The 15,940-nt window shown below is 64.5% G+C and carries 13 protein-coding genes and 1 pseudogene; 6 read left to right on the plus strand and 8 right to left on the minus strand.

The genetic code is table 11. The annotated features are described in order from the left end of the window. Nucleotides 1–145: 145 nt before the first annotated feature. Entirely contained in the window at nt 146–922 is a 777-nt protein-coding gene (locus tag IAE40_RS11800) for a CPBP family intramembrane glutamic endopeptidase (protein WP_200603207.1), read from the minus strand. Between the two features lie 103 nt (nt 923–1,025). Next, nucleotides 1,026–3,767, minus strand: coding sequence for an aconitate hydratase AcnA (acnA, locus tag IAE40_RS11805; protein ID WP_197892521.1), 2,742 nt, complete (start codon nt 3,765–3,767; stop codon nt 1,026–1,028). Between the two features lie 214 nt (nt 3,768–3,981). On the opposite strand from acnA, the gene rlmM reads away from it, so the two are divergent. From rlmM to IAE40_RS11825, 4 genes are all read left to right on the plus strand, one after another. Beyond that, nucleotides 3,982–5,046 (plus strand): 23S rRNA (cytidine(2498)-2'-O)-methyltransferase RlmM, encoded by a 1,065-nt coding sequence (gene rlmM / locus IAE40_RS11810; protein WP_054892446.1) that lies wholly within the window; start codon nt 3,982–3,984, stop codon nt 5,044–5,046. A gap of 81 nt (nt 5,047–5,127) precedes the next feature. After that, nucleotides 5,128–5,370 carry a sulfurtransferase TusA gene (tusA, locus tag IAE40_RS11815; RefSeq protein ID WP_054892445.1) on the plus strand — a complete coding sequence of 81 codons (243 nt, stop codon included), beginning with the start codon at nt 5,128–5,130 and terminating at the stop codon, nt 5,368–5,370. A 56-nt stretch (nt 5,371–5,426) separates the two neighbouring features. Further along, complete coding sequence (gene pdxB, locus IAE40_RS11820; RefSeq protein WP_200603208.1) at nt 5,427–6,569, plus strand: 4-phosphoerythronate dehydrogenase PdxB; 1,143 nt, start codon at nt 5,427–5,429, stop codon at nt 6,567–6,569. A gap of 195 nt (nt 6,570–6,764) precedes the next feature. Next, nucleotides 6,765–8,960, plus strand: a complete 2,196-nt coding sequence (locus tag IAE40_RS11825) for a TonB-dependent siderophore receptor (RefSeq protein ID WP_200603209.1) — start codon at nt 6,765–6,767, stop codon at nt 8,958–8,960. Between the two features lie 193 nt (nt 8,961–9,153). Here the strand turns inward: IAE40_RS11825 and IAE40_RS11830 are convergent, their stop codons facing one another. Continuing rightward, nucleotides 9,154–9,759: a biliverdin-producing heme oxygenase gene (locus IAE40_RS11830; RefSeq protein WP_200603210.1), complete on the minus strand. Its 606-nt coding sequence runs from the start codon at nt 9,757–9,759 to the stop codon at nt 9,154–9,156. A gap of 97 nt (nt 9,760–9,856) precedes the next feature. Here IAE40_RS11830 and IAE40_RS11835 point away from each other — a divergent pair, with 97 nt between their 5' ends. Then, nucleotides 9,857–10,402, plus strand: coding sequence for a histidine phosphatase family protein (locus IAE40_RS11835; protein WP_200603211.1), 546 nt, complete (start codon nt 9,857–9,859; stop codon nt 10,400–10,402). Nucleotides 10,403–10,411: 9 nt separating this feature from the next. Here the strand turns inward: IAE40_RS11835 and IAE40_RS11840 are convergent, their stop codons facing one another. The 4 genes and pseudogenes from IAE40_RS11840 to IAE40_RS11850 form a co-directional block, all read right to left on the minus strand. Then, on the minus strand, nt 10,412–11,197 hold the full coding sequence (locus tag IAE40_RS11840; protein ID WP_054892440.1) for a sulfite exporter TauE/SafE family protein: 786 nt from the start codon (nt 11,195–11,197) through the stop codon (nt 10,412–10,414). 363 nt (nt 11,198–11,560) lie between these two features. Then, nucleotides 11,561–12,439, minus strand: coding sequence for a methyl-accepting chemotaxis protein (locus tag IAE40_RS26075; RefSeq protein ID WP_371926246.1), 879 nt, complete (start codon nt 12,437–12,439; stop codon nt 11,561–11,563). Then, nucleotides 12,416–13,660, minus strand: a pseudogene (locus IAE40_RS26080) (HAMP domain-containing protein); the annotation flags it as partial. The pseudogene IAE40_RS26080 and the gene IAE40_RS26075, both read right to left, overlap by 24 nt. Further along, the gene (locus IAE40_RS11850; protein WP_200603212.1) at nt 13,587–14,465 is read right to left on the minus strand and encodes a LysR family transcriptional regulator; all 879 of its coding nucleotides are present in this window, start codon (nt 14,463–14,465) and stop codon (nt 13,587–13,589) included. The pseudogene IAE40_RS26080 and the gene IAE40_RS11850, both read right to left, overlap by 74 nt. 101 nt (nt 14,466–14,566) lie before the next feature. Here IAE40_RS11850 and IAE40_RS11855 point away from each other — a divergent pair, with 101 nt between their 5' ends. Further along, complete coding sequence (locus IAE40_RS11855; protein WP_054892437.1) at nt 14,567–14,995, plus strand: PACE efflux transporter; 429 nt, start codon at nt 14,567–14,569, stop codon at nt 14,993–14,995. 4 nt (nt 14,996–14,999) lie between these two features. Here the strand turns inward: IAE40_RS11855 and IAE40_RS11860 are convergent. Continuing rightward, a partial coding sequence (locus IAE40_RS11860) for a hypothetical protein (RefSeq protein ID WP_200603213.1) occupies nt 15,000–15,940 on the minus strand: 941 nt, incomplete at its 5' end.

Genomic DNA, 15,940 nt, shown 5'->3' on the forward strand with positions numbered 1-15,940 from the left:
TTGAATGAATATTTAACTTGCTTGATCTGGAGCAATAAGTGGCCATGAGCCATCAGCTAGGGAGGCGGCTCGTTGGTTGCATTTGCACTCAAGATGTCAGCATTTTAACGATTTATGACGTTATGGTCCGATCATGACTCGTTGTTCAGCCTGGGGCCAGCATCGGATAAGTAAACAATGCGAAATGGGTCAGGTTGACAGCGAAATGGCACACGACCGCAGCGCTCAAGCCGCCGAGTCGATACGCCAGGCCGTAGCCGATACCCGCAAGGCTTGCCAGGTAGAACCACTGCCAGCCGCTCCCCAGATGCGCCAGGCCGAATAACAGCGCGGCCACGATCAATGCAAGCCCCTGGTGCCTGAACAGGCGTTGCAGCCCACCTTGGATATAACCGCGGAACAGCAGCTCTTCGGTCAGGCTGACCAGCAGCAGGTTGTTCAGGGCCCAGATCCAGGTCTGTTCCGGCCATTTCGGCGCCCAACCCACTATCCCAAGCGACCAGGCGCCACCCAGGCAAGCCAGCAATGTCAGCGGCAAGACCAGCCCGAGGCTTGGCAGTAGAGCGCGCCCGCGCAGGCTCAGGATCCAGGGGCAAGCCAGCAGAATCCAGAAGCCGATCAGCGGCTTGTCCAGGTTCAGGTACATGGAGAACGGCAGCGCGCCCTCGCTGAACACCACCTTGTCGATGACCTTTGCCCCCTGGAAACCGGGCAACCAGTGCAACGCCAGGGCAAGGGCCAGGACGATGAAGAAGCCGTGCCCGAGCACTCGTTGCCAGCCTGCGGGTCGTCGCACCAGCAGTGCGGTACAACACAGGGCGAGCAAGGCGGGCAGGGTGGCGAGCCCCAGGTGGCCGTGGAACAGGGCGAGGGCATAGCCCAGACCAAGCAGGGCGAGGGCGATCCAGTGGGCAGGCGACATCGGAAATCCGGTAGGTGGCAAATCGATATGATGCTTTGACTCACCCCGAGGGCGCCAGGACACGTCGCAGAGGCATCGCGGGCGAACCCGCGATGCCTTCCCTTCAACCGGCGATCAGTTGTCGCAGCACGTAGTGCAGAATCCCGCCCGACTTGAAGTACTCGACTTCATTGAGCGTGTCGATCCGGCACAGCACCTCGATCTCCTGTTGCTGGCCATCCTCGCGCAGGATGCGCAACTGCAGGTTCATGCCCGGGCGGATCTGCGCGCCACTGAGCCCCAGCACATCGATGCGCTCCTTGCCGGTCAGGCCCAGGCGCTTGCGATCGTCGCCAGCCTTGAACTGCAGGGGCAGAACGCCCATCCCTACCAGGTTGGAGCGGTGGATACGCTCGAAGCTCTCGGCCAACACTGCCTTGACCCCCAGCAGGTTGGTGCCCTTGGCGGCCCAGTCGCGGCTGGAGCCGGTGCCGTATTCCTGCCCGGCGATCACCACCAGCGGCGTGCCTTGCGCCTGGTAGCGCATGGCAGCATCGTAGATCGACAGTTTTTCGCCGCTGGGCACATGCAGCGTATTGCCGCCTTCCTCGCCGCCGAGCATTTCGTTGCGTATGCGGATGTTGGCAAAGGTGCCGCGCATCATCACTTCGTGGTTGCCGCGACGTGAACCATAGGAGTTGAAGTCGCGCGGCTCCACGCCCTTGTCGCGCAGGTAGCGACCGGCAGGGCTGTCGGCCTTGATGTTGCCGGCTGGAGAGATGTGGTCGGTGGTCACCGAGTCGCCGAGCAGCGCGAGAATGCGCGCCCCGTGCACGTCGGCTATTTCCGGCAGCGGGCCGCCGATATCGTCGAAGAACGGCGGGTGCTGGATGTAGGTGGAGTCGTCCTGCCAGACATAGGTAGCGGCCTGGGGTACTTCGATGGCCTGCCATTGGGCATCACCGGCAAACACCTCGGCATACTCCTTGTGGAACATGGCGGTATCGACCTTGGCCACCGCGTCGGCGATTTCCTGTTGGCTGGGCCAGATATCGCGCAGGTATACCGGCTGGCCGTCCTTGCCAGTGCCCAGGGCATCCTGGGTGAGATCCACGCGCACGCTGCCGGCCAAAGCATAGGCCACCACCAGCGGTGGCGAGGCCAGCCAGTTGGTCTTGACCAGCGGGTGCACCCGGCCTTCGAAGTTGCGGTTACCCGACAGCACCGACGCCACGGTCAGGTCGGCGCTGCCGATCGCTTTCTCGATGGCCTCGTCCAGCGGGCCCGAGTTGCCGATGCAGGTGGTGCAGCCATAGCCGACCAGGTCGAAGCCCAACTGATCGAGGTAGGGGGTAAGGCCGGCCGCCTTGAAGTAGTCGGTGACCACTTTCGAACCTGGCGCCAGCGAACTCTTGACCCAGGGTTTGCGAGCCAGGCCTTTCTCGATGGCTTTCTTGGCGACCAGCCCGGCGGCCATCATCACGCTGGGGTTGGAGGTGTTGGTACAGGAGGTGATGGCCGCGATCACCACGGCGCCGTCGCGCAGCTTGTGGGTCTGGCCGTTGTGCGTGTAGTCGATCTCGCCGGCCTGGTCGGCGTTACCCACGGCAACACCGCCACCCCCTTCGCTTTCCAGGCGTCCGACCTCCTTGGCCAAGGGCTTGGGCTGCAGTTCGATGAAGCCGTCGAAGGCCTGGCTGACCTTGGACAGCGCCACTCGGTCCTGCGGGCGCTTTGGCCCGGCGAGGCTGGCTTCGACCTCGTGCATGTCCAGCGCCAGGCTGTCGCTGAACAGCGGTTCCTGGCCAGGCAGGCGCCACAGGCCCTGGGCCTTGCAGTAGGCTTCGACCAGTTGCACGGTCTCGTCGGGGCGACCGGACAAGCGCAGGTAGTCGAGGGTGACGTCATCGACCGGGAAGAAGCCGCAGGTGGCTCCGTATTCCGGCGCCATGTTGGCGATGGTGGCGCGGTCGGCCAGCGGCAGGTCGGCCAGGCCGTCGCCATAGAATTCGACGAACTTGCCGACCACGCCCTTCTTGCGCAGCATCTGCGTGACCGTCAGCACCAGGTCGGTGGCGGTGATGCCTTCGCGCAGCTTGCCGGTGAGCTTGAAACCGATCACCTCGGGGATCAGCATCGACACCGGCTGGCCGAGCATCGCCGCCTCCGCCTCGATGCCACCGACACCCCAGCCGAGCACGCCCAGGCCGTTGATCATGGTGGTGTGCGAGTCGGTGCCGACCAGGGTGTCGGGGAAGGCGTAGGTGCGCCCGTCTTCCTCGCGGGTCCACACGGTGCGGCCAAGGTATTCCAGGTTGACCTGGTGGCAGATCCCCGTGCCCGGTGGCACCACGCGGAAGTTGTCGAAGGCACTCTGGCCCCAGCGCAGGAAGGCGTAGCGTTCGCCGTTGCGCTGCATCTCGATGTCGACGTTCTGTTCGAAGGCTTCGGCGGTGGCGTAGCGGTCGACCATTACCGAGTGGTCGATCACCAGGTCAACCGGCGACAGCGGGTTGATCCGCTGGGGATCGCCGCCAGCCTTGGCCATGGCCGCGCGCATGGCGGCGAGGTCGACCACGGCGGGCACGCCGGTGAAGTCCTGCATCAGTACCCGCGCAGGTCGATACTGGATCTCGCGGTCGGAGCGTCGCTCTTGCAGCCAGCCGGCCAGGGCTCGCAAGTCGTCGCCGGTGACGGTTTCACCGTCTTCCCAGCGCAGCAGGTTTTCCAGCAGGACCTTGAGCGACATGGGCAGGCGTTGCAGGTCGCCCAACTGGCTGGCGGCCTCGGTGAGGCTGAAATAGTGGTAGGCGCGGTCGGCCACCTGGAGGGTCTTGAGGGTTTTCAGGCTATCGAGCGAGGGCATTGCCAACTCCTTGTGCTCCGGTGCCCGGCAGTCGTGGTTACCGGTATCACCGCTCTGTATCGGCCCGCACGGCACGGGCCAGGCTGAACAATCAGGTTAGACCGCTTTGGCGGGCCTGACGTTGTTCTGGACCTGCGGGGCATGTCGCAGGTTCCGAACTTCCTTTATCATTCGCCGCCCTGGCGCTGTCTGCGCCAGTGATGTGGAGTAAGAGATGAATACCCTGTTCATGCATTGCCGGCCCGGCTTCGAGGGCGAGGTCTGCGCCGAAATCAGCGAACACGCCGCGCACCTGGGCGTGGCCGGCTATGCCAAGGGCAAGCCGCAGAGCGCCAGCGCCGAGTTCGTTTGCCTCGACGAAGGCGGTGCCGAACGCCTGATGCGTGAGCTGCGCTTCGACCGGCTGATCTTCCCGCGCCAATGGGCGCGCGGCGACTTCGTCGAGCTGCCGGAAACTGACCGGATCAGTGTGCTGCTCGAGCACCTGGCGGGCCTGCCGGTGTGTGGCAGCCTGTGGCTGGAGGTGCTCGACAGCAACGACGGCAAGGAGCTGTCGACCTTCTGCCGCAAATTCGAGGTGCCGCTGCGCAAGGCGCTGGAGAAGGCCGGGCGTCTGGTCGAGGATGCCAGCAAGCCACGCCTGCTGCTGACGTTCATCAGTGGCCGACGGGTGTTTCTCGGCCTGGCCGAAGCGGGCAATTCGGCGCTGTGGCCGATGGGCATCCCGCGCCTGAAGTTCCCGCGCGAGGCGCCGAGCCGCTCGACCCTCAAGCTTGAGGAAGCCTGGCACCAGTTCATCCCCCGCGATCAATGGGACCAACGCCTGAACGACGACATGACCGGCGTCGACCTGGGCGCTTCACCGGGCGGCTGGACCTACCAGCTGGTCAAGCGTGGCATGCTGGTCACCGCCATCGACAACGGCCCGATGGCTGAAAGCCTGATGGATACGGGGCTGGTGCAGCATTTGATGGCCGACGGCTTTACCTGGAAGCCCAAGCAGACCGTTGACTGGATGGTCTGCGACATCGTCGAGAAGCCCGCCCGCACGGCCTCGCTGATCGAAACCTGGTTGGGCGAGGGGTTGTGCCGCGAGGCCGTGGTCAATCTCAAGCTGCCGATGAAGCAGCGTCACGCCGAGGTGCGCAAGTTGCTCGATCGCATCGAGGCCTCGTTCAAGGCGCGCAAGGTCAAGGTGTCGATAGCCTGCAAACAGCTGTACCACGACCGCGAAGAGGTCACTTGCCACCTTCGCCGGCTCGACCTCAAGCCGCGCTGAGGCGACCGGGGCCGCGCTGCGGCCCCTGTTTGACCTGCACGCGGTTTGCGCGACAATACCCCACAATTTGCGGAGCCCACCATGACCGACTTCACTCCAGACGCGACCCTCGACGCCACCGGCCTGAACTGTCCGGAGCCGGTGATGATGCTGCATCAGCACGTGCGCAACCTCGCTGCTGGCGGCCTGCTCAAGGTCATCGCCACCGACCCGTCGACCCGCCGCGACATCCCCAAGTTCTGCACCTTCCTCGGCCATGAGCTGGTGCAACAGCAGGAAGACGCCGGCACCTACCTGTACTGGATTCGCAAGAAGGCCGACTGAGCTGGATCGCACAGGCCACAGCGCCTACACTGCGCTCCCCTGAAAGGAGAGCGCCCATGCTGATCGTTGCCGACGAAAATATCCCGCTGCTCGATGCCTTCTTCGCCGGATTCGGCGAAATCCGCCGTTACCCTGGCCGGGCCATCGATGCAGCCTGCGTCAGGGATGCCGATCTGCTGCTGGTGCGCTCGGTCACCCGCGTCGACCGGCAACTGCTCGAAGGCAGCAAGGTGCGCTTCGTCGGCACCTGCACCATCGGCACCGACCACCTTGATCTCGAATACTTCGCTCAGGCCGACATCCACTGGAGCAGCGCGCCTGGCTGCAACGCCCGCGGCGTGGTGGACTACGTGCTGGGCAGCCTGCTGACCCTGGCCGAGCTCGATGGCGTGGAGCTGCCCAAGCGGGTGTATGGCGTGGTTGGAGCCGGTGAGGTGGGCGGGCGTCTGGTCCGTGTACTGCGGGGCTTGGGCTGGCAGGTGCTGGTGTGCGATCCGCTGCGCGCAGCCAGCGAAGAGGGCGACTTCGTCAGCCTGGACAGGTTGCTTGAACAGTGTGACACCATCAGCCTGCATACCCCGCTGCAACGCGGCGGCGAACATCCGACCTGGCATCTGCTCGGTGCGCGGCAATTGGCCCGCCTGCGCCCAGGGGCCTGGCTGATCAATGCCAGCCGTGGGCCGGTGGTGGACAACGACGCCCTGCGCGAGCTGCTGCTGGACCGCGAGGATGTCCACGCGGTGCTGGATGTCTGGGAGGGCGAGCCGCAGGTCGACCTGGCGCTGGCCGACCTGTGCACCCTGGCCACGCCGCATATCGCCGGCTACAGCCTCGATGGCAAGCAGCGCGGGACCGCGCAGATCTACCAGGCCTTCTGCCGTTCGCAAGGTTTGCCGGAGCAGGTGCAACTGGCCGACCTGCTGCCGTCGCCAGCGCTGGCACGCCTGGAATTCGATGCCAGCGCCGACCCGGCCTGGGCGCTGGCAACCCTGTGCCGTGCGGTCTACGACCCGCGTCGCGACGACGCGGATTTTCGTCGCAGCCTGAGCGAGGATCCCTCCGAGCAACGTGCGGCATTCGACCTGCTGCGCAAGCAGTATCCGGTCCGTCGCGAGATCGAAGGGCTGGCGGTACGGGTGCAGGGTGACGCGCCACAGCTGGTGCAGGCCATCAATGCTCTGGGCGCGGTGCTGGTCTAGCCCGCCTCGGGTGCGGGTGTCTGCCAGACGGGTTTACGGGCAATCTGTAAATTTCGTAAATAAGATTTAAACCCATTTGAGAATCATTATATTTGCCATCCCTGACGGACCCGCCTTTTTGCCGGGCCGGTGGGCGAGGGGCCTGCCGACCGGGGCGCGGCTTGCTTCTCGCACACGATTTCAGGAGATGTACCGATGCACACCCGACCTTCCCCGCACCGCCTGGCGCTGGCCATCGTTGCCCTGGCCGCGCCCGTGGCAACGACTTCAGCATTCGCCGAACAGGCGCTGGTAATCGAAGACACGTTGGTGACCGCCGAGCGCGAAGCGCGCCAGGCGCTGGGATCGTCGGTCATCACCGAAGAAGACATCAAGCGCCGCCCGCCGGCCAATGACCTGTCCGACATCATCCGCCGCGAACCGGGGGTCAACCTCACCGGCAACAGTGCCAGCGGCGCCCGTGGCAACAACCGGCAGATCGACCTGCGCGGCATGGGCCCGGAAAACACCCTGATCCTGATCGATGGCAAGCCATCGAGTGCACGCAACTCGGTGCGCTATGGCTGGAACGGCGACCGCGATACCCGCGGCGAAACCAACTGGGTGCCGGCCGAAGCGGTCGAGCGCATCGAGATCCTGCGTGGCCCCGCAGCCGCGCGCTATGGCTCGGGCGCCATGGGCGGAGTGGTCAACATCATCACCAAGCGCCCCAGCGAAGCACTCAAGGGGAGCGTCAGCCTGTACACCCTGATGCCGGAGGACAGCGCCGAGGGCGCCAGCCACCGGACCAACTTCAACCTCGGGGGTGGCCTGACCGACACCCTGGGGTTCCGTCTCTATGGCGGCCTGGCCAAGACCGACGCCGACGACCTGGACATCAACGCCGCACACGCCGGCAGCCCGACCGTGGCCGGGCGCGAGGGTGTGCGCAACAAGGATATCAACGGCCTGCTGAGCTGGAAGCTCAACGACGAGCATCGCTTGGAGATGAGCGCAGGCTACAGCCGCCAGGGCAATATCTACGCTGGCGACACCATGAACAGCAACGGCGGTGGCAACGCGCAGCTGATCTCCAGCCTGTATGGCCACGAGACCAACGTGATGCAGCGCAACACCTACGACCTGACGCACCTGGGCGACTTCACCTGGGGCACCAGCAAGACCGTGCTGGCTTATGAGTACGTGCGCAACTGGCGCTTGAACGAGGGCATGGCTGGGCGTACCGAAGGGGCGATCGACGGCAACGATGCGGCATTCTCGCGCTTGCGCAACACGCGCCTGTCGAGCGAGGTCAACTTGCCGTTCGCCGTGGGCGCCACGGAGCACGTGCTGACCGTTGGCGGCGAGTACCTCTATGAAACCCTCCACGACCAGGGCTCGTTCCGTCCGCAAAGCTCCGACCCGACAGGCGTTGGCAACGATGTGATCGCAGGCTTCGACCGCAGCGATTCGAAGATGCAGGCGCGCAGCCATGCCTTGTTCGTCGAGGACAACATCATCATTGGCGCTACCACCGTCACGCCGGGTCTGCGTTTCGATCACCACGAGACCTTCGGCGACAACTTCAGCCCTAGCTTGAACCTGTCGCACAAGATCACCGACGAACTGTCCTTCAAGGGCGGCATCGCCCGTGCCTACAAGACGCCGAACCTGTACCAGTCCAATCCCAGCTACCTGCTCTACAGCCGCGGCAATGGCTGCAGCGTGCAGCAGACCAACTCCGGCGGCTGCTACCTGCAGGGCAACGCCGATCTCAAGCCTGAGATCAGCATCAACAAGGAGATCGGCCTGCTGTATGACCGCGGCACCTGGCGTACCAGTGCGACCTATTTCCGCAACGACTACCAGAACAAGATCATTGGCGGCACCGACGTGGTCTACGCGATCAATGGCGGCAGTCGTGTGACCCAGTGGGAAAACGCCGGCAAGGCACGGGTAGAAGGCCTTGAGGGCAACCTGTTCGTCGAGCTCACCCCGAGCCTGGACTGGAACACCAACCTGACCTGGATGCTCGACAATGACAACCGTGAGACCGGCGAGCCGCTGTCGGTGATCCCCGAGTACACGGTCAACACCACCCTGGACTGGCGCGCGACCGACAAGTTGTCGCTGCAGCTGGCCGGTACCTGGTTCGGCAAGCAGAAGTCGCCGACCTGGAACTACCGCACCCAGGAGCGCTATGACGAGTCGGCGCAGAAGGATGTCGAAGCCTATGGGCTGGTGGATGTGAGTGCCGGATACAAGTTCAACGCCAACTACGATGTGCGGGTGGGGGTGAACAACGTGTTCGACAAGCAGATCCTGCGCGGCGGCAACGCCAGCAGCGCCGGTGCCAACACCTACAACCAGCCGGGCAGGGCGCTGTTTGCGGCGTTGAATATTTCGTTCTGATATCAAAACACAGGCGCCCCCCTGTAGGAGCGGGCTCGTCCCGCGATCGGGCGCGTAGCGGCCGTAGATCAGGCAACCGGGGTATTCCTGAAACACCTCGAAGCCCGGTTTTACGGCCGCTTCGCGCCCGATCGCGGGACGAGCCCGCTCCTACAGGGTATGTGACGTTTTTCAGGTTGATCAACGGTGGCGCTTAGCACTCAATTGCGTGCAACAACACCGCGCGCTGCTCCAGCCAGCGCTCGAAGCAGGTGAAGGTCGCGACCGCCGCAGCCACGGCGCGGGCCTGGTTTTCGGGTGACAGGGGGCGCCGATCCAGGCGTTCGATAAAGCCGCGCCAGTGGCTGGCGGTGGCGCTGCCATACACATCGAGAAAACCACCGCCGCTGTCGGCGTCGATACCCAGGCGCTGCGCCATGGCACGCCTGAGCACCTGACCACCGAGGGTGGAGCCCTCCACTACGTACATCACACCCAGCGCGCTGGCCTCATCGGTGATGGCTGGCAAGTCCCGGCACAGCGGCAGCGCGTCTATCTGCTCGGCGCTCAGCTTGAGCGCCTGCAGGTCGCGGCACAGCGCCCCAGCCTTGTTGCGCTCACTGCCCTGGTGCGTTGCCAGCAATGCTTCGAGCGGTGCGTGAAAGCCGTAGTACGCCTCGATGAGGCGGCGATAGGCGTCATGGTCGAAACCTTCGCTGAAAAACGGCAGGCGCGCCTCCAGGGCCTTGTGACAGGCTTGTGTACCTTCACGCAGAGCGAGCAGGACAGGACCGGGAGGGGGGCGGGAGGTGATGGTCATCGAATCGACTCTGATGGCTAATTGCCTGGGTTAGACTGACGATCCTAGCGCAGCGTTCCTCGATGCCCTAATCCTCATTTGCCAGAGAAACTCCAAGGTGAAAGCCGTCCGTCTGACCCTGGTCTGCCATGCCCTGACCCACGCCCAGAAAACCGGGCGATTTGCGCTGGCCGACGATCCCGTACTGGGCGATGCCCCGCTGTTGAAGGCTGTGCCCGACGGAGTGCAAGTACTCAGCGCACCCGAACTGCGCGCCCGTGAAACCGCCGCCTGGCTCGCCCCCGAGGTGCGTATCGAGACGGCGCTGGCCGACTGTGACATGGGGCATTGGCAGGGCGTTGCGCTCAAGCAGTTGCAGCGCGAGCAGAGCGAAGCCCTGGCGTGGTGGCAGGTCGACGTGGACGCGGCGCCCCATGGTGGAGAGTCCTTCGCCGCGCTGCACAAGCGCGTGGCGCAGTGGCTGGAGGCATTCGACACGCCGGGCGACTGGTGGGCGGTCACGCACCCGATGGTGATGCGCGCCGCGATGGTCGAAGTGCTCGGCAGTTCGCTCGGGGCCTACCAACGTATCGACGTCCCGCCGTGCTCTCGGCTCGAACTCAGCCGAACCGAGGTCTGGCGCATGCGCCTGGGCCCGGCCTGAGGGGCGGGATCAGAAGGCCAGCTTGTAGCCGATCAGCAGCAGCATGCCCGCCAGGCAGGGACGCAGCACACGATCGGAGATGCGGCCTGTGAGGTGGCTGCCCAGGTAGATGCCCGGCAGCGAGCCGAGCAGCAGGTAGCCGAGCAGCGACCAGTCCATGTTGCCCATGCCGGCATGGCCCAGGCCCGCGACCAGGGTCAGTGGCACGGCGTGGGCGATTTCGGTACCGACCAGGCGCCGGGTCACCAGGAACGGGTAGAGCAGGAACAGCGCCACGGTGCCCAGGGCGCCGGCACCGATCGAGGTCAGGGTGACCATGACCCCGAGCACTACACCGGTGATCACGGTGAGGAGGTTCAGGCTGCGGTCGCTGAGATGGTAGTGGTCGCCTGCATGCTTGCTGGCGAAGGCCTGCAGGCGCGACTTGAACAGGATCGCCAGGGCGGTAAGGATCAGCACCACCGCCAGGCCCTGCTTGATGATGGCGTTGAGTGCCGAGGTATCGGCATGCAGGGTGCTGAGGAACCACAGGGTCAGCGCTGCCGCGGGCACGCTGCCCAGGCTCAGCCAGCCGGTGATCTTCCAGTCGATGTTCTTGTTGCGTGCATGCACCCAGACGCCACTGGCCTTGGTGATTGCCGCGTAGAGCAGGTCGGTGCCCACGGCGGTGGCGGGATTGATACCGAACCACAGCAGGATCGGCGTCATCAGCGAACCGCCGCCGACGCCGGTCATGCCAACGATGAAGCCCACGACCAGCCCGGCAATGGTGAAACCGAAAGAACCTACATCCATACGCTACTCAATCTGCCCGCTAGCCCGTTGTCGGATGGCAGCAGGATATAGATTGTTCTTTATAGCCAAATAGAATTGTTCGTTATTAGGTTATAACGCGGCAGCGCGACAGGTCTCCTGTAGGAGCGGGCTTGCCCGCGAAAAGAACACCGCGGAGCATGGCACCGGCTGCGCCGGTGATCGCGGGGCAAGCCCGCTCCCACAGGGGATTGGGCTGACCTTTAGATTTTGAGTAAGACAGTTACTCCCACAGGGATTGGGCTGACCTTTAGATTTCGAGTAAGACAGTGACTCCCACAGGGATTGAGCTGGCTGTCAGATTTTGAATAAGACAGCTGCTCCTCCAAGTGCAGTGAAGCAGTTTCAGATCCTGAAGCTGCCCACCAACTGCTTCAAGCGTCCCGCCTGCTGGGTCAGCGCATCGCAGTGGCGCAGGGTTTCGTTGAGGTTCTGCACCCCTTGCTGGTTGAGTGCGTTGATCTGGGTGATATCCAGGTTCAAGCTCTCGACCACCGCGCTCTGCTCCTCGGTCGCCGTGGCCACCGACTGGTTCATGCCATCGATCTCGCCGATGCGCAGGGTCACGCTGGCCAGGCGCTCGCCCGCCTGGTTGGCCACCTGCACGGTCTGCTCGCTGGAGACCTGGCTGGCGTTCATGGTGTGCACCGCCTCGCGCGAGCCAACCTGCAGGCTGGTGATCATGCGGTGGATCTCTTCGGCCGACTCCTGGGTGCGGTGTGCCAGGTTGCGCACCTCGTCGGCGACCACGGCGAAGCCTCGGCCCGCTTCCCCGGCGCGCGCGGCTTCGATGGCGGCGTTGAGCGCCAGCAGGTTGGTCTGCTGGGAGATGCCCTTGATCACGTCGAGGATCTTGCCGATCTCGTCGGTGCTGGCGTTGAGGGTTTCGATCTGCTCGCACGACTCGCTGATCTTGTGCGACAGCGCGGTCATGGCATTGATCGCATCCTCCACCACCTGGCGCCCGTCGTTGGCCTGATCGCTGGCGCCGCTGGCGTGCTGCGAGGCATCGGCGGCATTGCGTGCGATTTCCTGGGTGGCGGCGCCGAGCTGATTGATCGCTGCCGCCACGCTGTTGGTACGCAGGCTTTGTTCCTCAGAGCCGTTGATCGAGGCGTTGGAAGCACTCATCACCTGTTCGGACAGGTCGTGCACCTGCCGCGTGGCCGAGGCCACTTCGCTGATCGAGGCATGGATACGCTCGACGAAGCGGTTGAAGGCCATGGCCAGCTCGCCGAACTCGTCCTTGTGCTGCACCTGCAAGCGACGGGTGAGGTCGCCTTCGCCTTCGGCGATATCGTGCATGGCGCGGCCCATGGTGGTCAGCGGGCGCATCAGCAGTGGGATCAGCAGGCCGAGCACGGCAGCGATGGCGGCCACAGCAATGATCATGGCGATGATGGCCGAACTGCGGAACTGGCCGAGGGCGGCATAGGCCTTGTCTTTGTCGATGGACAGGCCGATGTACCACTGCGCCGAGGGTAGCCCCTTGACCTGGGTGAAGGAGACGATCCGCTCTTCGCCGCCGAGGGTCACGTCCTGCATGCCCGGCTCGACCCGCAGGCCGCTGCCGGGGTAGATGTCCTTGAGGTTCTTCATCAGCTGGTCCTTGTCGGGGCTGACGATTACCTGGCCTTCACGGTCGACCAGGAAGGCATGGCCGATACCGCCGAAGTCCACCGCGTTGATGATGTCGACCAGGCTGTCCAGGCTCAGGTCGCCACCGACAACTCCGAGGAGCTCGCCATTGTTGCGGGCCTTGACCGGTATGGCGATGGTCACCACCAGGCCGCCCACCGATGCCTGGTAGGGCGGTGTCAGCAGGGTCTGGTTGGCGCTTACCGCAGCGGTGTACCAAGGGCGTTTGCGCGGGTCGTAGCCTTCGGGCATCTGTGCGTCGGGGCGCTGGGTGAACAGCCCGGTGTTCTGGCCGAAGTAGGTGAACTGGAAGTTGCTGGTGTAAGAGGGTTGGTCGACCAGCCCGGCGACCTGATTGCCGGTGCCTTGCTGGGCGATGTCCTGGGCGAGGTTCTCCAGGATCAGGATGCGTCCGCCCATCCAGTTCTGCACGCTGCTGGCGGTGAGCGCGCCGGCCTGCTGGACCGAGGATTCGATGTTCTGGCGGATGGTGTTGCGCTGCAGGTAGTCGTTGTAGAGGGTGAACAATGCGAATGCCAATACCACGACACCGCAGGCGCTGAGGAGGATCTTGTGGCGGAACTTCAGGTTCATGTTTCGAGACCTTGAGCCGATGCTGGGGAGGCCGCCATGCACTTTTGGCGCGTAGCGACGCCTGTCGGGATCACTATCGGCCTGCCGGTCAAAAGGTTGAGTTAGACGTTGTTCTGCCCGACGAGCGGCCATGTGCGGATCAACCGCCAGCCAGCAGCTCCACCAGCGCCCGCGCGGCCTGCCCGAGGGGCTGTTGCTTGAGCCACAGCGCATGCACCGGCAACTGCAGTTCGTTGCGGGTGTTGCGAAACGCCAGGCGCACCAGCCGCCCGGTTTCCACCAAGGGGGCGACCCGCGTTGCCGGCAGGTCGCCCCAGCCGAGGCCTGCTTCGACCATCTGCAGGGCCAGGTCGACGCTGTCGGTGCGCCAGTGCGTGGTGCCGATCAGCGAGCGGGTGTCGCGCAGCGGCAGGTCGCGGCTGTGTACCAAAATCTGACGGAGGCTGACCAGGTCTTCGAGGTCGCGGATGCGCCCCTGACGCAGGGCTGGATGGTTGGGCGACAATGCTGCCACCAGCGACTCGCTGCCCAGATGCTGGAAGCTGCGCTGCGGATCGACCTGCAACCCGGCAAAGGCCAGGCACAGCCCGACGCGGCCGCTGTCCAGCAGGTGCAGGGCGTCCTCCTGCGGTGCGCTGAGCAGTTCGATGTCGAGCAGCGGATAGCGTTCGCCCAGCCGCGCAATGGCGGCCAGTAGCGGACGCGGGTCGATGTCCGGCACCACGGCGATGGCCAGGCTGCTTTCCAGTCCTCGCGACAGCTCAAGCGCATGCACTTGCAGTAACCCCAGTTGCTCGGCGATCAGCCGTGCGTGCGGCTCCAGAGCGCGGGCGCGGTCTGTGGCGCGGACCTCGCGCGCTCCGCGCTCGAACAACGCGTAGCCGAGTTCGGCCTCGAGATTGCCGATGGCCATGCTCACCGCCGATGGCACTCGCCCCAGCACTCGTGCGGCAGCGGAGAACGAGCCGCGGTCGAGCACGGCGAGGAACAGTTGGATGTTGTCGCTGGAAAAGTTCATGCGGTTCTCCTTTCAGTCAATCTGAAAGGTGCTGACTTTTTCTGTCAAGAATATTGATTCACTCTCGTCGCCTTCATTTCCTGCATTCCGAGGTAACCACGGTGCAAGGCGTCAAGCGCAAACTGGTCTACGTGACCTTCTATGAACTGATCGGCCTGGGCATGTCGACCCTGGGGCTGGCCTATCTCTCCGATACCCCGGCCTCGCACACCGGCCCCCTGGCGGTAATGATCACCACCATCGCCATGTTCTGGAACCTGGTCTACAACAGCCTGTTCGAACACTGGGAAAGCCGTCAGGCCAAGCGTGGGCGCAGCCTGGCACGTCGTGTGGCGCATGCGGTGGGCTTCCAGCTGACGCTGGTGCTGTACCTGATTCCGCTGATTGCCTGGTGGCTGGACATGAGCTTGGTCGAGGCATTCGTGGTGGACCTGGCGTTCATCGTGCTGGTGCCGTGCTACACCTTCGCCTACAACTGGGCGTTCGACCGGATCTTCGGCCTGCCGACCTCGGCCATGGCAGTGGCCTGAGGGGTCAGGGCCGGCCAGCACCCGACAACAGGCCATCCTCGATCTGCCCCGACAGGTAGTACACCCCCGAGAGCGCGCCGCTCTGGCGGTTTTCCATCAGCTCGCGCCATTCCTCGTTCAGCGCCACGTTGAGGATCACCCGCAGTTGCTCGACCATCTGCGGCTGTTCGCGGTCATGGGTCATCATGCCGAAACCGGCCACCGCCACCGAGATCATCGCCCCGGCGGCCTTGCCTACTGCGGCTGCCACTGCGCTGGCGATGCCGCGCGGGGCCAGGGTGGCGCCGAGTTTTTCGCTGGCGCGGGTGGCCACCGACGACAGCCCCACCTCGGTTTGCCCGGGAGCCTTGGCAGCCTGGTCGTGCAGGTGCTGGCGCAGCGCCTGCCAGGCGGGCTGCTGGTCCAGTGACTGGGCGCGCAGCAGTTGGTAGAGCGTCGCATCCCTGGCCGCGGGCGGGCCCAGGGCGATGGCCGCAAGGTGATTCAGACGCTGGCTGACCTGATCGGGCGGGGCGTTGTAGCGTTGGATGATTGTCGGCAACTGCTTGGCGAACAGTTCCAGGTACAGCGCGCTGGCACGGTCGCGGATGCCTTCGGGGTTGATCTGCTCGGCGACCGGTTCGATCACCCGTTCGTGGTACTGCGCCTGCAGGTACAGCGCCAGGCGTTTTTCTGGCGGGTCACTGCCGTTGCCGCTGTTCATCTTGTACCAGGCAACCTTGAGGGTCAGCCACTGCTGGGTCCAGTAGCCGGTGAACCAGGGGATGAAGTCGCTTTCGGTGCGTTGCTGCACCTGTTCGCGCCAGACCCGCATCGAGCGACGGGCATAGTCGCTGGCCGAGCCGGTGGCGGCAACCGAGGCGCCAATCAGGTCCTGGTCGATCTGTTGCCAGAGGGCGGGGGTGAGCGTGGCCGGGGGCGCCCGGCAGCACTTCGAGCAGGTCG

This window comes from Pseudomonas sp. S44 (assembly GCF_016624805.1).
Lineage (GTDB): Bacteria > Pseudomonadota > Gammaproteobacteria > Pseudomonadales > Pseudomonadaceae > Aquipseudomonas > Aquipseudomonas machongensis.

Excerpts from the sequence above, each read along its gene's own strand:
- IAE40_RS11830 (WP_200603210.1), bottom strand. The coding sequence starts at position 9,759 with ATGACCATCACCTCCCGCCCCCCTCCCGGTCCTGTCCTGCTCGCTCTG.
- IAE40_RS11850 (WP_200603212.1), bottom strand. The coding sequence starts at position 14,465 with ATGAACTTTTCCAGCGACAACATCCAACTGTTCCTCGCCGTGCTCGAC.
- pdxB (WP_200603208.1), top strand. The coding sequence starts at position 5,427 with ATGCTGATCGTTGCCGACGAAAATATCCCGCTGCTCGATGCCTTCTTC.
- tusA (WP_054892445.1), top strand. The coding sequence starts at position 5,128 with ATGACCGACTTCACTCCAGACGCGACCCTCGACGCCACCGGCCTGAAC.
- IAE40_RS11800 (WP_200603207.1), bottom strand. The coding sequence starts at position 922 with ATGTCGCCTGCCCACTGGATCGCCCTCGCCCTGCTTGGTCTGGGCTAT.
- IAE40_RS26075 (WP_371926246.1), bottom strand. The coding sequence starts at position 12,439 with ATGGCCTTCAACCGCTTCGTCGAGCGTATCCATGCCTCGATCAGCGAA.
- acnA (WP_197892521.1), bottom strand. The coding sequence starts at position 3,767 with ATGCCCTCGCTCGATAGCCTGAAAACCCTCAAGACCCTCCAGGTGGCC.
- rlmM (WP_054892446.1), top strand. The coding sequence starts at position 3,982 with ATGAATACCCTGTTCATGCATTGCCGGCCCGGCTTCGAGGGCGAGGTC.
- IAE40_RS11840 (WP_054892440.1), bottom strand. The coding sequence starts at position 11,197 with ATGGATGTAGGTTCTTTCGGTTTCACCATTGCCGGGCTGGTCGTGGGC.
- IAE40_RS11825 (WP_200603209.1), top strand. The coding sequence starts at position 6,765 with ATGCACACCCGACCTTCCCCGCACCGCCTGGCGCTGGCCATCGTTGCC.